At 38.4% G+C, this 14,557-nt stretch carries 12 protein-coding genes and 1 tRNA gene; 5 read left to right on the top strand and 8 right to left on the bottom strand.

The window, feature by feature from the left end; genetic code table 11:
• Nucleotides 1-202 precede the first annotated feature (202 nt).
• Nucleotides 203-2,350 (top strand): TonB-dependent siderophore receptor, encoded by a 2,148-nt coding sequence (locus tag FXN70_RS06110; RefSeq protein ID WP_324646582.1) that lies wholly within the window; start codon nt 203-205, stop codon nt 2,348-2,350.
• A gap of 120 nt (nt 2,351-2,470) precedes the next feature.
• On the opposite strand, the gene FXN70_RS06105 is transcribed toward FXN70_RS06110, so the two are convergent.
• Nucleotides 2,471-2,561: transfer RNA gene (locus tag FXN70_RS06105), tRNA-Ser, on the bottom strand.
• A 119-nt stretch (nt 2,562-2,680) separates the two neighbouring features.
• Here FXN70_RS06105 and FXN70_RS06100 point away from each other — a divergent pair.
• Nucleotides 2,681-4,561: a potassium transporter Kup gene (locus tag FXN70_RS06100; protein WP_324646581.1), complete on the top strand. Its 1,881-nt coding sequence runs from the start codon at nt 2,681-2,683 to the stop codon at nt 4,559-4,561.
• Nucleotides 4,562-4,616: 55 nt separating this feature from the next.
• Here the strand turns inward: FXN70_RS06100 and FXN70_RS06095 are convergent, their stop codons facing one another.
• A complete protein-coding gene (locus FXN70_RS06095; protein ID WP_324646580.1) occupies nt 4,617-4,889 on the bottom strand; it encodes a hypothetical protein in 273 nt (90 codons plus the stop codon).
• Between the two features lie 675 nt (nt 4,890-5,564).
• Here FXN70_RS06095 and FXN70_RS06090 point away from each other — a divergent pair.
• The 3 genes from FXN70_RS06090 to htpG all read left to right on the top strand — a co-directional run bounded on the left by FXN70_RS06090 (nt 5,565) and on the right by htpG (nt 8,829).
• Nucleotides 5,565-6,191, top strand: a complete 627-nt coding sequence (locus FXN70_RS06090; protein ID WP_324646579.1) for an OmpW/AlkL family protein — start codon at nt 5,565-5,567, stop codon at nt 6,189-6,191.
• A 226-nt stretch (nt 6,192-6,417) separates the two neighbouring features.
• On the top strand, nt 6,418-6,768 hold the full coding sequence (locus tag FXN70_RS06085) for a hypothetical protein (RefSeq protein WP_324646578.1): 351 nt from the start codon (nt 6,418-6,420) through the stop codon (nt 6,766-6,768).
• A 138-nt stretch (nt 6,769-6,906) separates the two neighbouring features.
• Nucleotides 6,907-8,829 (top strand): molecular chaperone HtpG, encoded by a 1,923-nt coding sequence (gene htpG / locus FXN70_RS06080; RefSeq protein ID WP_324646577.1) that lies wholly within the window; start codon nt 6,907-6,909, stop codon nt 8,827-8,829.
• Between the two features lie 67 nt (nt 8,830-8,896).
• Here htpG and FXN70_RS06075 read toward each other — a convergent pair whose 3' ends face one another.
• The 6 genes from FXN70_RS06075 to fadA all read right to left on the bottom strand — a co-directional run bounded on the left by FXN70_RS06075 (nt 8,897) and on the right by fadA (nt 14,556).
• Nucleotides 8,897-9,808 (bottom strand): cation diffusion facilitator family transporter, encoded by a 912-nt coding sequence (locus tag FXN70_RS06075; protein ID WP_324646576.1) that lies wholly within the window; start codon nt 9,806-9,808, stop codon nt 8,897-8,899.
• Nucleotides 9,809-9,898: 90 nt separating this feature from the next.
• Nucleotides 9,899-10,792, bottom strand: a complete 894-nt coding sequence (locus FXN70_RS06070) for a hypothetical protein (RefSeq protein WP_324646575.1) — start codon at nt 10,790-10,792, stop codon at nt 9,899-9,901.
• A gap of 90 nt (nt 10,793-10,882) precedes the next feature.
• On the bottom strand, nt 10,883-12,193 hold the full coding sequence (locus FXN70_RS06065) for a hypothetical protein (RefSeq protein WP_324646574.1): 1,311 nt from the start codon (nt 12,191-12,193) through the stop codon (nt 10,883-10,885).
• 6 nt (nt 12,194-12,199) lie between these two features.
• Nucleotides 12,200-12,385, bottom strand: a complete 186-nt coding sequence (locus FXN70_RS06060) for a hypothetical protein (protein WP_324646573.1) — start codon at nt 12,383-12,385, stop codon at nt 12,200-12,202.
• A 155-nt stretch (nt 12,386-12,540) separates the two neighbouring features.
• Nucleotides 12,541-13,236 carry a DsbA family oxidoreductase gene (locus FXN70_RS06055; protein WP_324646572.1) on the bottom strand — a complete coding sequence of 232 codons (696 nt, stop codon included), beginning with the start codon at nt 13,234-13,236 and terminating at the stop codon, nt 12,541-12,543.
• Between the two features lie 147 nt (nt 13,237-13,383).
• Nucleotides 13,384-14,556 (bottom strand): acetyl-CoA C-acyltransferase FadA, encoded by a 1,173-nt coding sequence (gene fadA, locus FXN70_RS06050; RefSeq protein ID WP_324646571.1) that lies wholly within the window; start codon nt 14,554-14,556, stop codon nt 13,384-13,386.
• Nucleotide 14,557 lies beyond the last annotated feature (1 nt).

Genomic DNA, 14,557 nt, shown 5'->3' with positions numbered 1-14,557 from the left:
TTACTGAGTTATTGTTGTTGTTGTATCCCTGATACTAGGGATTTTAAAATTTTAATCCGAAATATCAGAATCATACATAAATTTGTGTAAATTCATATTTCTTTAAAATTATGTTATTCATTTATATATAGAATTTAAAAGTATAATTTTTATACATTATTGTGATACTATGTGACATGTGACGCATTTTTGGTCAATTATAATGATGAATAATATAATTAAATTAAGTGTTAAATATTTTGTTGCCTTTTTGACAGGTTGTAGCTCTTTTCAGAGTATTTTTGCTGAAAATTCAACAAGTACGGATGTTGATCTGAATACAGGTATTTTTGAGCAATTAGCAACCATTCGAGTTACTGCTGAAGCTCCAGTTTCAGATTTAAATAAACAAATGACAGTAGGCGTGCTTGGCCATTCCTCTGTGCTGAATACTCCATTTTCTATGACTGCGATTGATGATGCAGATATAGTAAAACGTGGAGCAGATACACTAGGTCAAGTTTTTATCAAAGATCCCGCAATTTATAGCCAAAGTACAACGATGTCGACGAATTGGTGGGGAGTGATGATAAGAGGTTTACCAGTAAGAAATTTTTATATTGATGAAATACCAGCACCACCGGAATGGCTTGGGGATTATCCAACAGAATTTACCGAAAATATAACAGTACTCAAGGGCTTAACGGGGTATATGTATGGTTTTGGAGCACCAGGTGGTGCGATTGACTATCAGTTAAAGCGTCCTAAAAGTACTCCTGAAACTAAAATCACATTTGGCTATCGTAATCCGAGTGTAATGAATATTTTAATCGATCAAAGTGATTATCTTCATACAGTGGATATGAGATATCGATTTATTTTGGGTACAACACAAGGCGAAGCTTATAATGGCAGTGGACAAAACCGTTATATTGGCTCGTTCGCTTTAGATAAAAAAATTTCAGATAATGTTAATTGGACAACAAATTTTTCTTATGAAAATAAGAAAACATTACATGAACCACCTATTTTTTTGTTAGGTAACTTAACTGTTGGTTTGCCAAAACCAACTTATGCTTATGATGATTTTCTTGTAGATAATTCTTTTTATAAGAGTCAATTATTTACTGCAAATACAGCTATGAACTGGCAATTTAGCCCAGATTGGTCGCTTAAATATCAACTTGGCTACACGCAAAAATTGCATCAATTTAATTTTGTCTTTAATTCTTTAGTTAATGCAGCAGGAGATTACAATGGTTTCCTGACACAATTTGCATATCTTGAAAAAAGTTTTGCCCACCAATTGATGCTTTCAGGGAATCTTTCAACAGAAAATGTTCAACATCATCTGCATATGGGATTCGGTAATACAAAAAGTTGGTTAAAAACATCTAGTTATTATTCAGACAAAAGCCCTAGATTAGATGATTATGTTGATAATTTATACCAAAAACAAAATTATCTTATTGCTCATCATCCAGATTTTTCACTTAATGCTACGCGCTCAGTAGTAGAACAGTCTTATGCTTTCTTGAGTGATAAAGTGCAAATTAATGACCAATTTCAGACTATTTTAGGTTTGCGCTATACGTCTTATGATGCTGAAGATTCTACTCATCATGCAACATCTAACTCAGGATACAGTACTCAGGCAGCTACCCCAACATTGGCTTTGATCTATAAGCCATTAACGAATATGACGGTGTATTTGAATTATGTAGAAAGTCTTGAAGAAGGGCAGCGTGTGAGTTCTATTTATAAAAATGCAGGTGAAGTGCTGAATGCGACCAGAAGTAAGCAACATGAATTAGGGATTAAATACGATACAACACAATTTTTTGCAACAGCAGCTTTGTTTAAAATACAGCGTACCGCGATTATTGAGAATGAAAATAATGAGCTTAGCCAAGATGGTCTCACCTATTATCGTGGTCTTGAGCTGAATGCATCTTTTAAGCCTATTGATTCGCTGACCATAGGCGCAGGTATGATGTATTTAGATGCTAAAATTGATAAAAAAAGTCAATCTAGTGCTGAATTAACGGGTAATCGTCCAGAAAGCGTTCCAAAATATATCGGCACTTTGAATGCAGAATATTTATTAAATAGTCTTCAGGGATTAAGCCTACATGGTAATGTAAGATATAATGGAAAATCGTATGCAACGAATAGCAATATCTTGGAAATACCAGCATATGCTCTTGTTAATGCTGGATTGTCTTATAGTTTCACGATTGCTCAGCAAGATATCGTTTTAAATGCGAATATTAATAATATCTTCAATAAAAAATATTGGGCCTCTAACAGCACTTTTGTAAATATTGGTGAAGGTCGAAATGCAGTTTTATCATGTAGTATAAAATGGTAAGACTTATAAATTTAATTATTTATTTTCAGAAATTTATGATTGTTGAGTAGTGATATTCAGAACTTTGGTTATTTACGTTAAGCTTTTCGTTTTTAAGTTTTATGCTACTTCTTTACAATTTGGCGGTGAAGGTGGGATTCGAACCCACGATACGCTATAAACGTATACACACTTTCCAGGCGTGCTCCTTCAGCCACTCGGACACTTCACCAATTCGCGCGATCATACCGAAAAAAAATCAGCCTGCCAAGTTGCAAACATAGATTTTGAGCAAAAGCATTCGCACAGTGGTAAAATCGCTCAATCACAATTGATGATAGCCGTTTTTTTATGCAACAAACCGCAAAAAAGCCTGCATTACCTGCCATCACCCTTGCAGCACTAGGGGTTGTATTTGGTGATATTGGAACAAGTCCGTTATATGCGTTTGCACAGACGTTTTCGAGTGCACATGTTCAAATTTCGGAAGCGACTGTATTTGGTATTTTATCCCTGATTTTTTGGTGTATTACTTTATCTATCAGCTTTAAATATGTTTCGATTATTATGCGTGCCGATAACAATGGCGAAGGCGGTATTATGTCGCTATTGGCGTTGTTGCTGCGTACCAAACGTATTGTCGATCAGAAAAAAATTTATTTGATTGCGCTTGGCTTTGTTGGGGCATCGCTCTTTTTTGGAGATGGCATTATTACCCCAGCCATCTCAGTGTTATCAGCGATTGAAGGTTTAAGTCTCGCCACCCCTGCTTTTGATAAATGGTTGATGCCAATTGCACTTGGGATTCTGACTGCTTTATTTATGGTACAGCGTCACGGTACTGCGACGATGGGTAAATTCTTTGGTCCAATTACCTTGGTATGGTTTATCTCAATTGGTTTATTTGGTCTTTGGAGCATTATCCAAACGCCACATATTTTGCATTTTGTAAATCCATATTGGGCGGTTGAATTTGCGATTCATCAACCTTTTGTAGCATTTATTGCGATGGGTTCAGTGGTATTGACCTTAACAGGAGGCGAAGCTTTATACGCCGATATGGGGCATTTTGGACGACTCCCAATTCGTTTGGCGTGGTTTATTGTGGTTTGTCCATGCTTATTACTCAATTATGCTGGACAAGGTGCACTATTGCTGCGCGATGCATCTGCGGTGACGCATCCATTTTATTTAATGGTTCCTGATTGGGCGTTATATCCAACGATTGGCTTGGCAACTGCTGCTGCGGTGATTGCATCGCAAGCAGTGATTACAGGCGTCTTTTCAATGGTCAATCAGGCCATTCAATTACGCTATTTGCCACGTTTAACCATTAATCATACTTCTGATATTGAGCAAGGACAGATTTATGTACCCTTTATTAACTGGGTACTCTATATCTCTGTTTTTATTCTTATTATTTTATTTAAAAGTAGCGGTAATCTTGCAAGTGCCTATGGCGTAGCTGTCACCATGACCATGCTTTGTGTCACAATTTTAATTTCAGTTTTGGCTTATGGGTCATGGCGTTGGCCGTGGTGGAAAGTCGCCCTGTTTGCGATCCCATTTTTAGCCCTTGATGGCGTATTTGTTGCCTCAACTGCATTAAAAATTGTTTCAGGTGGATGGGTACCAATCGTGATTGGTGCAGCTGCATTTACAATTTTAATGACATGGAAGCGTGGGCGTGAAATTGTCTTTGCTCGTTTGGAAAAGGATGCACTGCCGTTAGATTTATTCATTAAAAGCGTAGGGATGAGTGATGAAACCAAATATGTTCCTGGCGAAGCCATCTTTTTAACAGGTACGCCAAATATTGTGCCTCATGCAATGTTGCATAACATTAAACATAATAAAGTCTTGCATGAGCGTAATGTGATGGTCACGGTCATCACGCAAGATATTCCTTATGTCACTGATGATGAACGCTTATTTATTGAAAAATTGGATGATCGGTTTTATCGTATTTTTCTTTATTATGGTTTTAAAGACCAACCGAATGTGCCCAAAGCCTTGGTGCAGGCCTATGCTTCTTTGGGGTTTGAATTAGATATGATGCAACTGAGTTTCTTTATTTCGCGTGATCGCCTGATTCATACGGTGGGTGAGGGAATGTCGCCTTGGCGTGAAAAGCTGTTTATTTCGATGTATCGTAATACTAGTCCTGTAAGTGACTATTATCAAATACCAACCAACCGTGTGGTTGAGCTAGGCAGTCAGATTGAAATTTAAAGAATTGTTTTAGCAATAAAAAACCAAGGACGATGCCTTGGTTTTTTTAGCACTTTTACTGTGCTGTTGGGGTGGTATGGGTTGCAGCAGGTGGTTGATCTGTTGGTGCAGGCGTATCTGTAGTTGCGGTTTCAGGCGTTACGGGCAAGAACTTACCACTTTGTAGCAATTCTTTGAGTGAGCCTGGTTGCCCATTTACAGTTGTGCTTATCGTTGCTTGAGAGAGACTTTCAAGTGTTGTACCCGGTTGTACTGCCGGTTCAGCAAATGCTGTCGTCGCGCTCAATACGCCAAGACTTAAACCAATAACAAGAGATAAATTACGCATGAGTCACTCCAATAAAAAAATGAAGCTAAAACTAGCCGATAGAATGCGTCAAAAATCCCATAAAAAAGTAAAATGATCAATGTTCTGTACGCAATTTCAACAAAATATTACTGAATATTGTGTCGTTAATCTCATTTTTAGCTAACACTAAATCATATGAAAAATCACGTAATATAAGTATGGGGTGTACTATCGTGTTAAATAGCTTGTTGCGAGCATGATCGAAAGAAGCATAAAAAGACAAGCACAGGTTCGATTAAAAAATTCTTTGGTTTCTAGGTAAAATTAATTTGTTTTAAAAAAATTGTGATTGATATTGAGGTTCATAACGTATTTTTAACTTTCGATAGTGGGTCTTATTGGAACTGTGGTCAAAGCAAAAATAGAGTGAATTTTTAAGAACTCTTTTCTTTTTTACAACTTTTATTGGGTTGGAAAGTATTATAAATTGAGAAGCTTAACTTATTCTATAATTCCGAGTATTTTAATTGGAATTAAATCGAAATTATAATATTTTTTATGAAAATTAAATCTGATTAAAATGATTGGATTTAAATAAATATTATTATATATCAATGTTTTGTAAATAATATTTAAATTATGTGTTTAAAGCGGATTGCATAATGTAAAAGTAGCTTCTATGATTATATTTATCCGATGAGGGGTAAATAAAAAATGTTGAAAAAATTATTGGTTTTATCATTATTAGCAGCGTCTTCAGCAACATTTGCTGGGAATTGGCAAGTTAAGGTGGGAGGCAGTGTTTTAGCACCTTCAAAAGATGACAATACTTTGGCTAATGGTCTGGTCACGAATGCAAAAGCGGATCATGCTTTTAGTTTCACCCCATCTGTAGAGTATTTCTTTGGGGAAAGTGGTATCTCTACAGAACTATTATTAGCAACGCCATTTAAGCATGATGTAACGGCAAGTGTTGCCGGTGGTAATTCTGAAAAAATTGCATCATTTAAACATTTACCACCAACATTGACCGTTAAATATAACTTTAAAAATTCAACAGGCTTTACACCTTATGTTGGTGTGGGTGCAACTGCTGTAATTATTTGGGGTGAAGAGACCAAAGGTGCAATTGAGGGTGCTAAATTAAAGGCGGATAATGCTTATGGTGTTGCAGGACAAGTTGGCTTTAATTTCCAACCTGCTGATGCCAAAAATTGGGGTGTTTTTGCTGATGTACGCTATGCTGATGTAAGTTCTGATCTAAAACTCAATGGTGAAAAAATTGGAACATTGGATGTGAATCCATGGGTCTACACGATTGGTTATAGCTACCGTTTCTAAGTCTCTATGCAACAGAGTTAGAAGAGGAAACCTCATTCATTGCAATGAGGTTTTTTATTGCGGTAAAAATGCTTACGAAACGCATATCAAAATTGCTATTGCCTTGATGTAGACAAGGTTAAAGTCTAAGAGTTGAGGTTTTGTAAGCATTTCCAAGTTCCACGTGGTTCAAAATAAAGAGGGTATCTTATACGGTGGAATGTTGACTTAATATAAGGAGTAAGCCATGCAGATTAAGTTTTATGTGAGTATATGTTTAATCGGTTTGAGTAGTAGTTTTTCATTACATGCGGCTAGTTTTTCTTGTAATCAGGCAATGCAGCCAGATGAGAAAACCATTTGCCAAGTACGCCATTTAAATGATGCAGATGTCAAAATGGCAACGACTTATGCGCTTGTATTACATGCCTTACCTATGGGTGGGCGAGAGCAACAGAAAAGTGTGCAAGCACAGTGGTTAAAGCAGCGGCATACGTGTGGTAAACAGCAACGCTGTTTAACTCAGCTTTATCAGCAACGTCAGCAGCAGCTAGATGATATTGTTCAATCACGGATTTTAAGCCAAGGGCCTTTTTAAAGAGAATTTGTGTTGAAAATTTGATTGCCTATTTGCTATGCAAGTTGCTCTGAATTTTAGGATTGAAATTCTGTGAATCATCTCCATCAATAACTGCATCGTTATAGTTCATATTGATATCATAAAAAGGAGTGACACATGAGCGAACAGAATGTTGCACAAAAACATAGCTTCCAAGCAGAAGTTGCCCAATTATTGCATTTGGTTACTCACTCATTATATTCAAACCCTGATATTTTCCTCCGCGAACTGATCTCAAATGCGTCAGATGCCTGCGATAAACTACGTTTCGAAGGTATTAATCAGCCAGAATTATTTGAAGATGCGCCTGATTTACGTGTACGTGTAAGTTTAGATAAAGACCAAAAAACCATTACCATTTCAGACAATGGGATTGGTTTAACTGAACAAGAAGCGATTGATAATTTAGGAACAATTGCCAAATCAGGCACGAAAGACTTTATGTCGAAGCTTACGGGCGATCAAAAATCAGATGCACAATTGATTGGTCAATTTGGTGTTGGTTTTTATTCAGGCTTTATTGTTGCGGAAAAAATTACTGTAGAGTCACGCCGTGCAGGGGAAAATGCAGCGCAAGCTGTACGTTGGATTAGCGGCGGTACGGGTGATTTTGAAGTTCAAACCGTCAGTAAAGTTTCACGTGGAACAGACATTATTCTGCATTTGCGTGATGATGCGTTGGACTATTTAGACGCGCATAAAGTGAAGCAAATTATTAACAAGTATTCAGACCATATTAGCTTGCCAATTGAAATGCAAAAAGAGGTTTGGCAGCAAGAAGAAGTTGCAGAAGGCGAAGAACCTAAAGCTGGTGAATATGTTAAAACTGACGAGTGGGAAGCGATTAACTCGGCAAGTGCACTATGGTCACGCAATAAATCGGAAGTGAGTGAAGAGCAATATATCGAGTTTTATAAAAACCTAAGCCATGACTTTGCAGCACCATTGGCATGGACGCATAACCGTGTTGAAGGCAATACTGAATATACCCAGTTGTTGTATGTTCCAAGCAAAGCCGCACAAGACATTTTTACCCGTGAAGCCAAAGCGGGCATTAAACTGTATGTAAAACGCGTCTTTATTATGGATGATGCAGATAATCTGATTCCAAATTATTTGCGTTTTGTGCAAGGTGTAGTCGACAGCGCCGATTTACCACTGAATGTAAGCCGTGAATTACTGCAAGAAAGCCGCGATGTGAAAACCATTCGTGAAGGTAACGCACGCCGTATTTTAACTTTGCTTGATGGTTTGGCTAAATCGGACGATGAAAAAGAGCAAGCTAACTTCAAAACCTTCTATGCTGAATTTGGTTCAGTGATTAAAGAAGGTTTAGGTGAAGACGTTGGTAATCGCGAGCGCATCTTAAAATTATTACGTTATGCAACATCAATCAATGATGATGTAAGCACGTCATTAGCCGATTACAAAGCACGTATGAAAGACGGGCAAAAAGCCATTTATTACGTGACGGCGGATAGCTTAACGGCTGCTAAAAACTCTCCACAGCTTGAATTATTCAAGAAAAAAGGCATTGAAGTTCTATTAATGTCTGAACGTGTCGATGAGTGGGCGATGAATTTCGTCAATGACTTTGATGGCATGCCGCTACAAAATGTATCGAAAGGTGCAGTAGATTTAGGCGACTTGCAAGATGCAGAAGAGAAAAAAGCCCTCGAGCAAGCTGCAGAAGCATTTAAACCTGTGGTTGAAAAACTCTCTGATACCTTAAAAGACAAAACCCAAGAAGTGCGTGTGACCACGCGTTTGGTGGACTCACCAGCTTGCTTAGTGACCGCAGAAGGTGAGTTGTCGCCACAGCTGATTCGTATGCTTAAACAAGCAGGGCAGCCTGTACCTGAGTTAAAACCAATTTTGGAAATTAACCCTGAGCATCCATTGGTACAAAAATTAGATAGTTCAACGCATTTTGAAGATCTAGCCAATGTGATTTTTGATCAGGCGGTGATTGCCGAAGGTGGCTTACCTGAAGACCCAGCTGCTTATGTCAAACGGATCAATAACTTATTGTTGAAATAAACATCCTACCTAATCTAAAAAACCGAGTGATCTGCACTCGGTTTTTTTATATAACCAGATGTGAGTTCTATACAGGATCGATATGGGTAATCACATCAATGACACGATGTTTTTGCATGACTTGATTGCGTACATTGACTGCAATATCATGGCCTTCCCGTATATTTAAATCACCATCTACTTCAATGTGAGCATCAATAATAATCATATCACCCATTTTTCGGGTGCGAATTTGATGCACGCCTTGAATGCCTGTTGTTGCTAAAATTGTTGCTTGAATGGCTTGTACATCTTGTTCATCTGCAGCGCGATCCATTAAGTCACTTAATGCTTCCCACCCAAACTCAGTTCCCATCTTAATAATCATGCACGCTACTAAAAGTGCTGCAATAGGGTCTAAAATAGGATAGCCCATTAAGTTACCTAAAATCCCAATCATCACCACAAAAGACGAAGCTGCATCAGAACGGGCGTGCCATGCATTGGCAACCAACATACTCGATTTAACTTGTTTGGCAATGCGTAGCATGTAGCGGAACAACAGTTCTTTGGACACTAAAGCTGCCATGGCGACATAAATCGCAATCCCATGCACTTGTGGAATATCTTGGTGATGCATGATTTTTTCAATCGCTGAAATGGACATACCAATTCCAACAATAACTAAAATCAGTCCAAGCATAAAAGAAGCTGCATTTTCAAAACGATAATGCCCAAAAGGATGGTTATCATCGGCATCTTTTTGACTAAAATGATTGGCAAATAGCACAATAAAGTCGGCAACTAAATCACTTAAAGAATGTATGCCATCAGCAATTAAACCTTGAGATTTGGAAAATAAGCCAATTAGAATTTGTACAATCGAGAGGCACACATTCACCATTACACTCACCCATGTGGTTTGGCTTGCGGCTTTGGCACGTTGTTCAGGCTGAATTAAATCGTCTTCGTGGGTGTCATCAAAATGGTGTTTGTGCATGACGGGCAAGTTCTGCGCAGAAGGAAAAATCAGTTTACGTGATTTATCTACGTCTGTCAGTTCGCGCGTAGTTACAAAGTTAAAGCTTTATTAAAATGCCATTTCAAATTGAATGTTGGTGCTAAATTCACCTTTATTATCATTGGTACGATCTTGATAATACGACAGTTCATTTTCCAGATATAGCCACGTACGCCAGAGTGGTCGCCGCCATGCTACATACGGCCCCCAGTTTTGTAGCTCGATGTCGCGTTTTTCTTTGTTATAAATGCCATTCGAATAAAGACCATACGTCAGGCTTTGATCATGGTTGATTTTTTGTTTGCGAAATAAATGGTTTTCCCAATTGTAGGTATCATCATAGGTTTTTGTGACTGAAAGGGCACTTGAGGCAATTGCCTGATGTTGTTGTTTTTGCGTGAAATTAAAGTTGGTTTCGGAGTAGTTGCGGCTTTGTGCACCATAACGGAAGGTTTGTTGGGTATTAAAATCTAAACTTGGATTCAGTTGCCAATCTTTACTGGCATTAACTTCAACGTATACATCGGTATCGGAATTGGAACCTAAATTCAGATCACTTTGAAAAGGCAGCTGTTTAGATAAATTTGAAATAATAGATTGAATCGTTGCTCGTTGTGCTTTGGCCGTTTTCGCTTTACTGGCGGCTTTTTGCATCCCAAATTTTCGTTTCACCTGATGAGTGTTATAAAAACGTTGTGTGCGATCTGCAAGGGAGTCATGTCCAAACACAGCCATTAATTCCGCCGCGAGAGCAGGTGAATATGGGTCAAAAATTGGTGCGTAAGGATAAGGGTTTGGCTGAGACTTTGGATGTGGATAACGGTATCGATGAATAGATTTTCTTAATGTTTTACAACTACTTTTGCTTTCTGCCCAAGGATTAGAGAAAACTGGCAGTCGTAAGAAATTTTGCGCTAAAACACTCGCTGTAACCAAGAGCAATGGAAATGCAAAATATTTCATAAGAGTAGGGTGTCACAGCGATCAAATATAAAATAAGTGGTGTTTAAGCCACTTATTTTGATTTTAAAAGATTAAATAAAACTTAAATGTTTATTTTTTTACATACTGTTGAATAGCGTCATGCAACATCGTCACCGAAATTGGTGGTTTGAGCGTATCAATGATTTGGCGCATGATTTGTAATGAAAGGCCCATTTGTCGTGATAAAACAATACACGGATAACCTAAAGCATCGGATGGATAGTTTAAACGAGATGCGCCATGGATCACACGATATTTTGCTCGTTCTTTGATTAAAATCAGTGGCGTATCTAAGTCGGCTGCTGTTTCTTCAAAGGGGATAAAACGCTGTGTTAATAGCAATGCTTCAGGAATTAGCAGGTACTTTTGTTTGGGTTGCCAAAGCACACTTTTTTGTAAATAATCTTCAAAAAATACTTCTAAATTATCTGCATTTTTTTGCCAATCTGTCCAAGAAAATCGCTTAATCGTACCCAGTCGTTGTTGTAAAGTATAGCAATATTGCACAGCCAATTGCTGTGCCGCATTACTTTGACTAGCGCCAAAAATTACCACATAGCCCATCAGTTGCTGTGCTTCATTGAGCCGTTCAGCCACCAAAATAGGTGTATTTAAAAGCTCTGAAACCTGATCAGATAGACTTAAATATAAAAAAAGAGGATCTAAATGTGCCAGTTGTTCAACCTGTACAGCAAAATTTAACTGAGAAAAAGTAGGCACTTGAATAGGGGTAAAGATGGTAGCTAAGTTGCCAAGTTGCAGTGAAAATTTATTGTCATTCAAAACTTCAAGGTGAAGTTGTTGTGTATTAAATAACGTGGCTGGTTCGGTTGGAGTTATTGAATGACTCTTTTGATAAGTTTCCTGCGTTGTTTCAGGACGTGTAGAGGTGACTGCTGTTGTTGGTAAGGATAACTCACGATCTGAAATCAAACAGTGCAATAATTTTTGTTGTTGCGATAACCACAGATAAGCCTCATCTAAATGTTCTTTCCAACTGCTATGAATGACGCCTTTTTTTGCTTGTGGAATCACCCAAATTTGCCATTGTTTTTGCGTTTGCTCATATAAAATGGCCCAACCCAGCATCGGATTTTTATTTAGTTCTTGAAGTAATAATGACGATTCACTAAATAAACCACGATAACTGTTCTGAAAATCACTTTTTTTTACACATTCGTGGCTAATTTGTTGAGGCGTATAATATTGGGCTAACCCTTGATAGCGTTTTTGCACAATAGGTTTTTCACAAAACTGGAAAATTTCTTTAAGCCGATGAGTCGCTTTGGCGCGCTCAAATAATGGTAAATGCAGAGTTTCAATAATCTGAATATTTTTTTTAATATCTTGAATCAGTAGGGCTTTTTCTAATAAATTCATAAGTCATTACTTGTTAATATATTTTTTTGCACGGTCAAGATATTGTGTTAAAGCCTGATTTAGAGTGAGCTCAAGCATACGATAAGCTTCTGAGTCTGGCTCAGGTAGCTGTTGCACCTGTGCGATGAGTTGCTCTAAATCGAGATCATCTAGACTAATTTCATCTTTTAGAAATGGTTGTAGTTGTTGCATGATGGTGTATTGTTACAGAACTGAATAATTGATTATAGTCCAAGAAAAATACTTAAAAAATATTTGGATAAAAAATAAAGCAAAATACTTTATCTACTTTGAATTTAAAGCAGTTATATCTACAAATAGTATTATAACTGCTTTAGGACTAAGGTTTATTCTGGCGAATCACAATTGGATACTGTACAACTCGCAGCAGTTGTTTCGGTATCGGTTATTTCACGTTTTTCTTGTGCTTGCTCAAGTACATGTAAGAAAACATCGCGTGGTTGTGCCCCTGCTAAAGCAATTCTTTGATCAAATACAAAAAATGGTACGCCTGTGACTTTAAGTTGCTCGTGGGCAATTTTTTCATCGTGGCGGACAAATTCGGCAAATTCATCTGAATCGAGTACATCATCGACTTCAACAGGGTTTAAACCAATTCTAGATGCTACATCTTCTAAAGTTTCACGTTCACCAATATTTAAACCTTGGGTCATGTAGCTATAAAAAAAAGCTTCTTTCGCTTCATTACCTAAACCACGGCTTTGTGCTAAGTGAATAATACGGTGTGCATTAAAGGTATTGCCTGAATTGGCTTTTTGCCATTGAAAGTCAATGCCTTCATCGGCTGCCATCGCTGCAACTTGACGTTCCATTTCTTCCACTTGTGCTGTGGTACGACCATATTTTTGTGCAAGACGTTCTGTGTTGGAGGTGGTATGAACGGCAGGGGCATCGGGGTCTAATTCAAAGCTATGCCAGTAAATTTCAAGCTCAATGCCTGCTTCTGCTGCAACATGTTCTAAACGTTTTTTACCAATATAGCAAAACGGGCAGACTACATCTGACCAAATATCTACGCGCATGGGAATCTCAATTTAACTTTAATTGTCTTACATGATAAGGATGGTGCACTTAAATTGAAAGTCATCTGTGAGTTAGAGTAAAAGCACAACCTGCTTTATGCAAAAATCCCCGCCGAAGCGAGGATTTTTTAAGCAAGCAATTAAAAACTAGATACGCTCAATAATGGTCGCAATGCCTTGACCTAAACCAATACACATGGTCGCTAAGCCCAATTGGGTATTTTGCTGTTCCATCACGTTTAACAAACTGGTGGTAATTCGTGCGCCAGAACAACCTAGTGGATGCCCCAGTGCAATTGCACCACCATTTAAGTTAATTTGGTCTTGTTTGTCGTAAATGCCTAAGCCTTTCATCACTGATAAACCTTGTGCCGCAAACGCTTCGTTTAATTCAAAAGTTTGAATGTCACCAATGCTTAAACCTGCTCGTTTTAACGCTTTTTGCGTTGCAGGCACAGGGCCATAACCCATAATGGCTGCGTCACAGCCTGCAACGGCCATTGAACGAATCACAGCGCGTGGTTTTAAACCTAAAGCTTGGGCACGTTCAGCCGACATTAACAGCATGGCAGATGCACCATCCGACAATGCCGAAGACGTTGCAGCAGTGACTGTGCCACCTTTAGGATCAAATACAGGACGCAAAGCTTTAAAGGCTTCTAAGTTGGCATCGGCACGAATCACTTCATCGACATCACATAAAATTTTAAAGCCGTCTGCATTGTGACCTTCAATGCCCACAATTTCATTTTTGAAACGGCCTGCTTGGGTAGCAGCCCAAGCGCGGCGGTGCGATTCCACACCAAAGGCATCTTGTTCTTCGCGGGTAATGCCGTTCATGCGGCCCAACATTTCAGCGGTTAAGCCCATCATGTTAGAGGCTTTGGCATAATGTTTCGATGCTTCAGGATTAATATCTACACCGTGCATCATCGACACATGGCCCATGTGCTCAACACCACCAATAATGAAAATATCACCTTGGTTGGTTGCAATTTGACCTGCTGCCGTGTGAATGGCTTGCATCGATGAACCACAAAGACGGTTTACGGTTTGACCTGCAACTGTTTTTGGTAAGTCAGCTAAAAGACTGGCATTACGGGCAATATTCCAACCTTGTTCTAAGGTTTGGTTGACACAACCCCAAATCACATCTTCAACCTCATTGGGGTCGAAATCGTTACGGTTAACTAGCGCGCGAATCAGTTCAGCAGATAAATTATCAGCACGCACATTGCGGAACATGCCATTTTTGGTTTTACCCATTGCTGAGCGTACGCCGTCTACAATTACAACGTCACGTGGGTTTAAAGTCGTCATT

The organism is Acinetobacter sp. MD2 (assembly GCF_035615575.1).
Taxonomy (GTDB): domain Bacteria; phylum Pseudomonadota; class Gammaproteobacteria; order Pseudomonadales; family Moraxellaceae; genus Acinetobacter.
This window is presented reverse-complemented; position numbering and strand designations above follow the sequence as displayed.

What these genes read in the sequence shown, in the direction of transcription:
- FXN70_RS06110 (WP_324646582.1), top strand. Translation starts at nt 203, where the DNA reads ATGATGAATAATATAATTAAATTAAGTGTTAAATATTTTGTTGCCTTT.
- FXN70_RS06100 (WP_324646581.1), top strand. Translation starts at nt 2,681, where the DNA reads ATGCAACAAACCGCAAAAAAGCCTGCATTACCTGCCATCACCCTTGCA.
- FXN70_RS06095 (WP_324646580.1), bottom strand. Translation starts at nt 4,889, where the DNA reads ATGCGTAATTTATCTCTTGTTATTGGTTTAAGTCTTGGCGTATTGAGC.
- FXN70_RS06090 (WP_324646579.1), top strand. Translation starts at nt 5,565, where the DNA reads ATGTTGAAAAAATTATTGGTTTTATCATTATTAGCAGCGTCTTCAGCA.
- FXN70_RS06085 (WP_324646578.1), top strand. Translation starts at nt 6,418, where the DNA reads ATGCAGATTAAGTTTTATGTGAGTATATGTTTAATCGGTTTGAGTAGT.
- htpG (WP_324646577.1), top strand. Translation starts at nt 6,907, where the DNA reads ATGAGCGAACAGAATGTTGCACAAAAACATAGCTTCCAAGCAGAAGTT.
- FXN70_RS06075 (WP_324646576.1), bottom strand. Translation starts at nt 9,808, where the DNA reads ATGCACAAACACCATTTTGATGACACCCACGAAGACGATTTAATTCAG.
- FXN70_RS06070 (WP_324646575.1), bottom strand. Translation starts at nt 10,792, where the DNA reads ATGAAATATTTTGCATTTCCATTGCTCTTGGTTACAGCGAGTGTTTTA.
- FXN70_RS06065 (WP_324646574.1), bottom strand. Translation starts at nt 12,193, where the DNA reads ATGAATTTATTAGAAAAAGCCCTACTGATTCAAGATATTAAAAAAAAT.
- FXN70_RS06060 (WP_324646573.1), bottom strand. Translation starts at nt 12,385, where the DNA reads ATGCAACAACTACAACCATTTCTAAAAGATGAAATTAGTCTAGATGAT.
- FXN70_RS06055 (WP_324646572.1), bottom strand. Translation starts at nt 13,236, where the DNA reads ATGCGCGTAGATATTTGGTCAGATGTAGTCTGCCCGTTTTGCTATATT.
- fadA (WP_324646571.1), bottom strand. Translation starts at nt 14,556, where the DNA reads ATGACGACTTTAAACCCACGTGACGTTGTAATTGTAGACGGCGTACGC.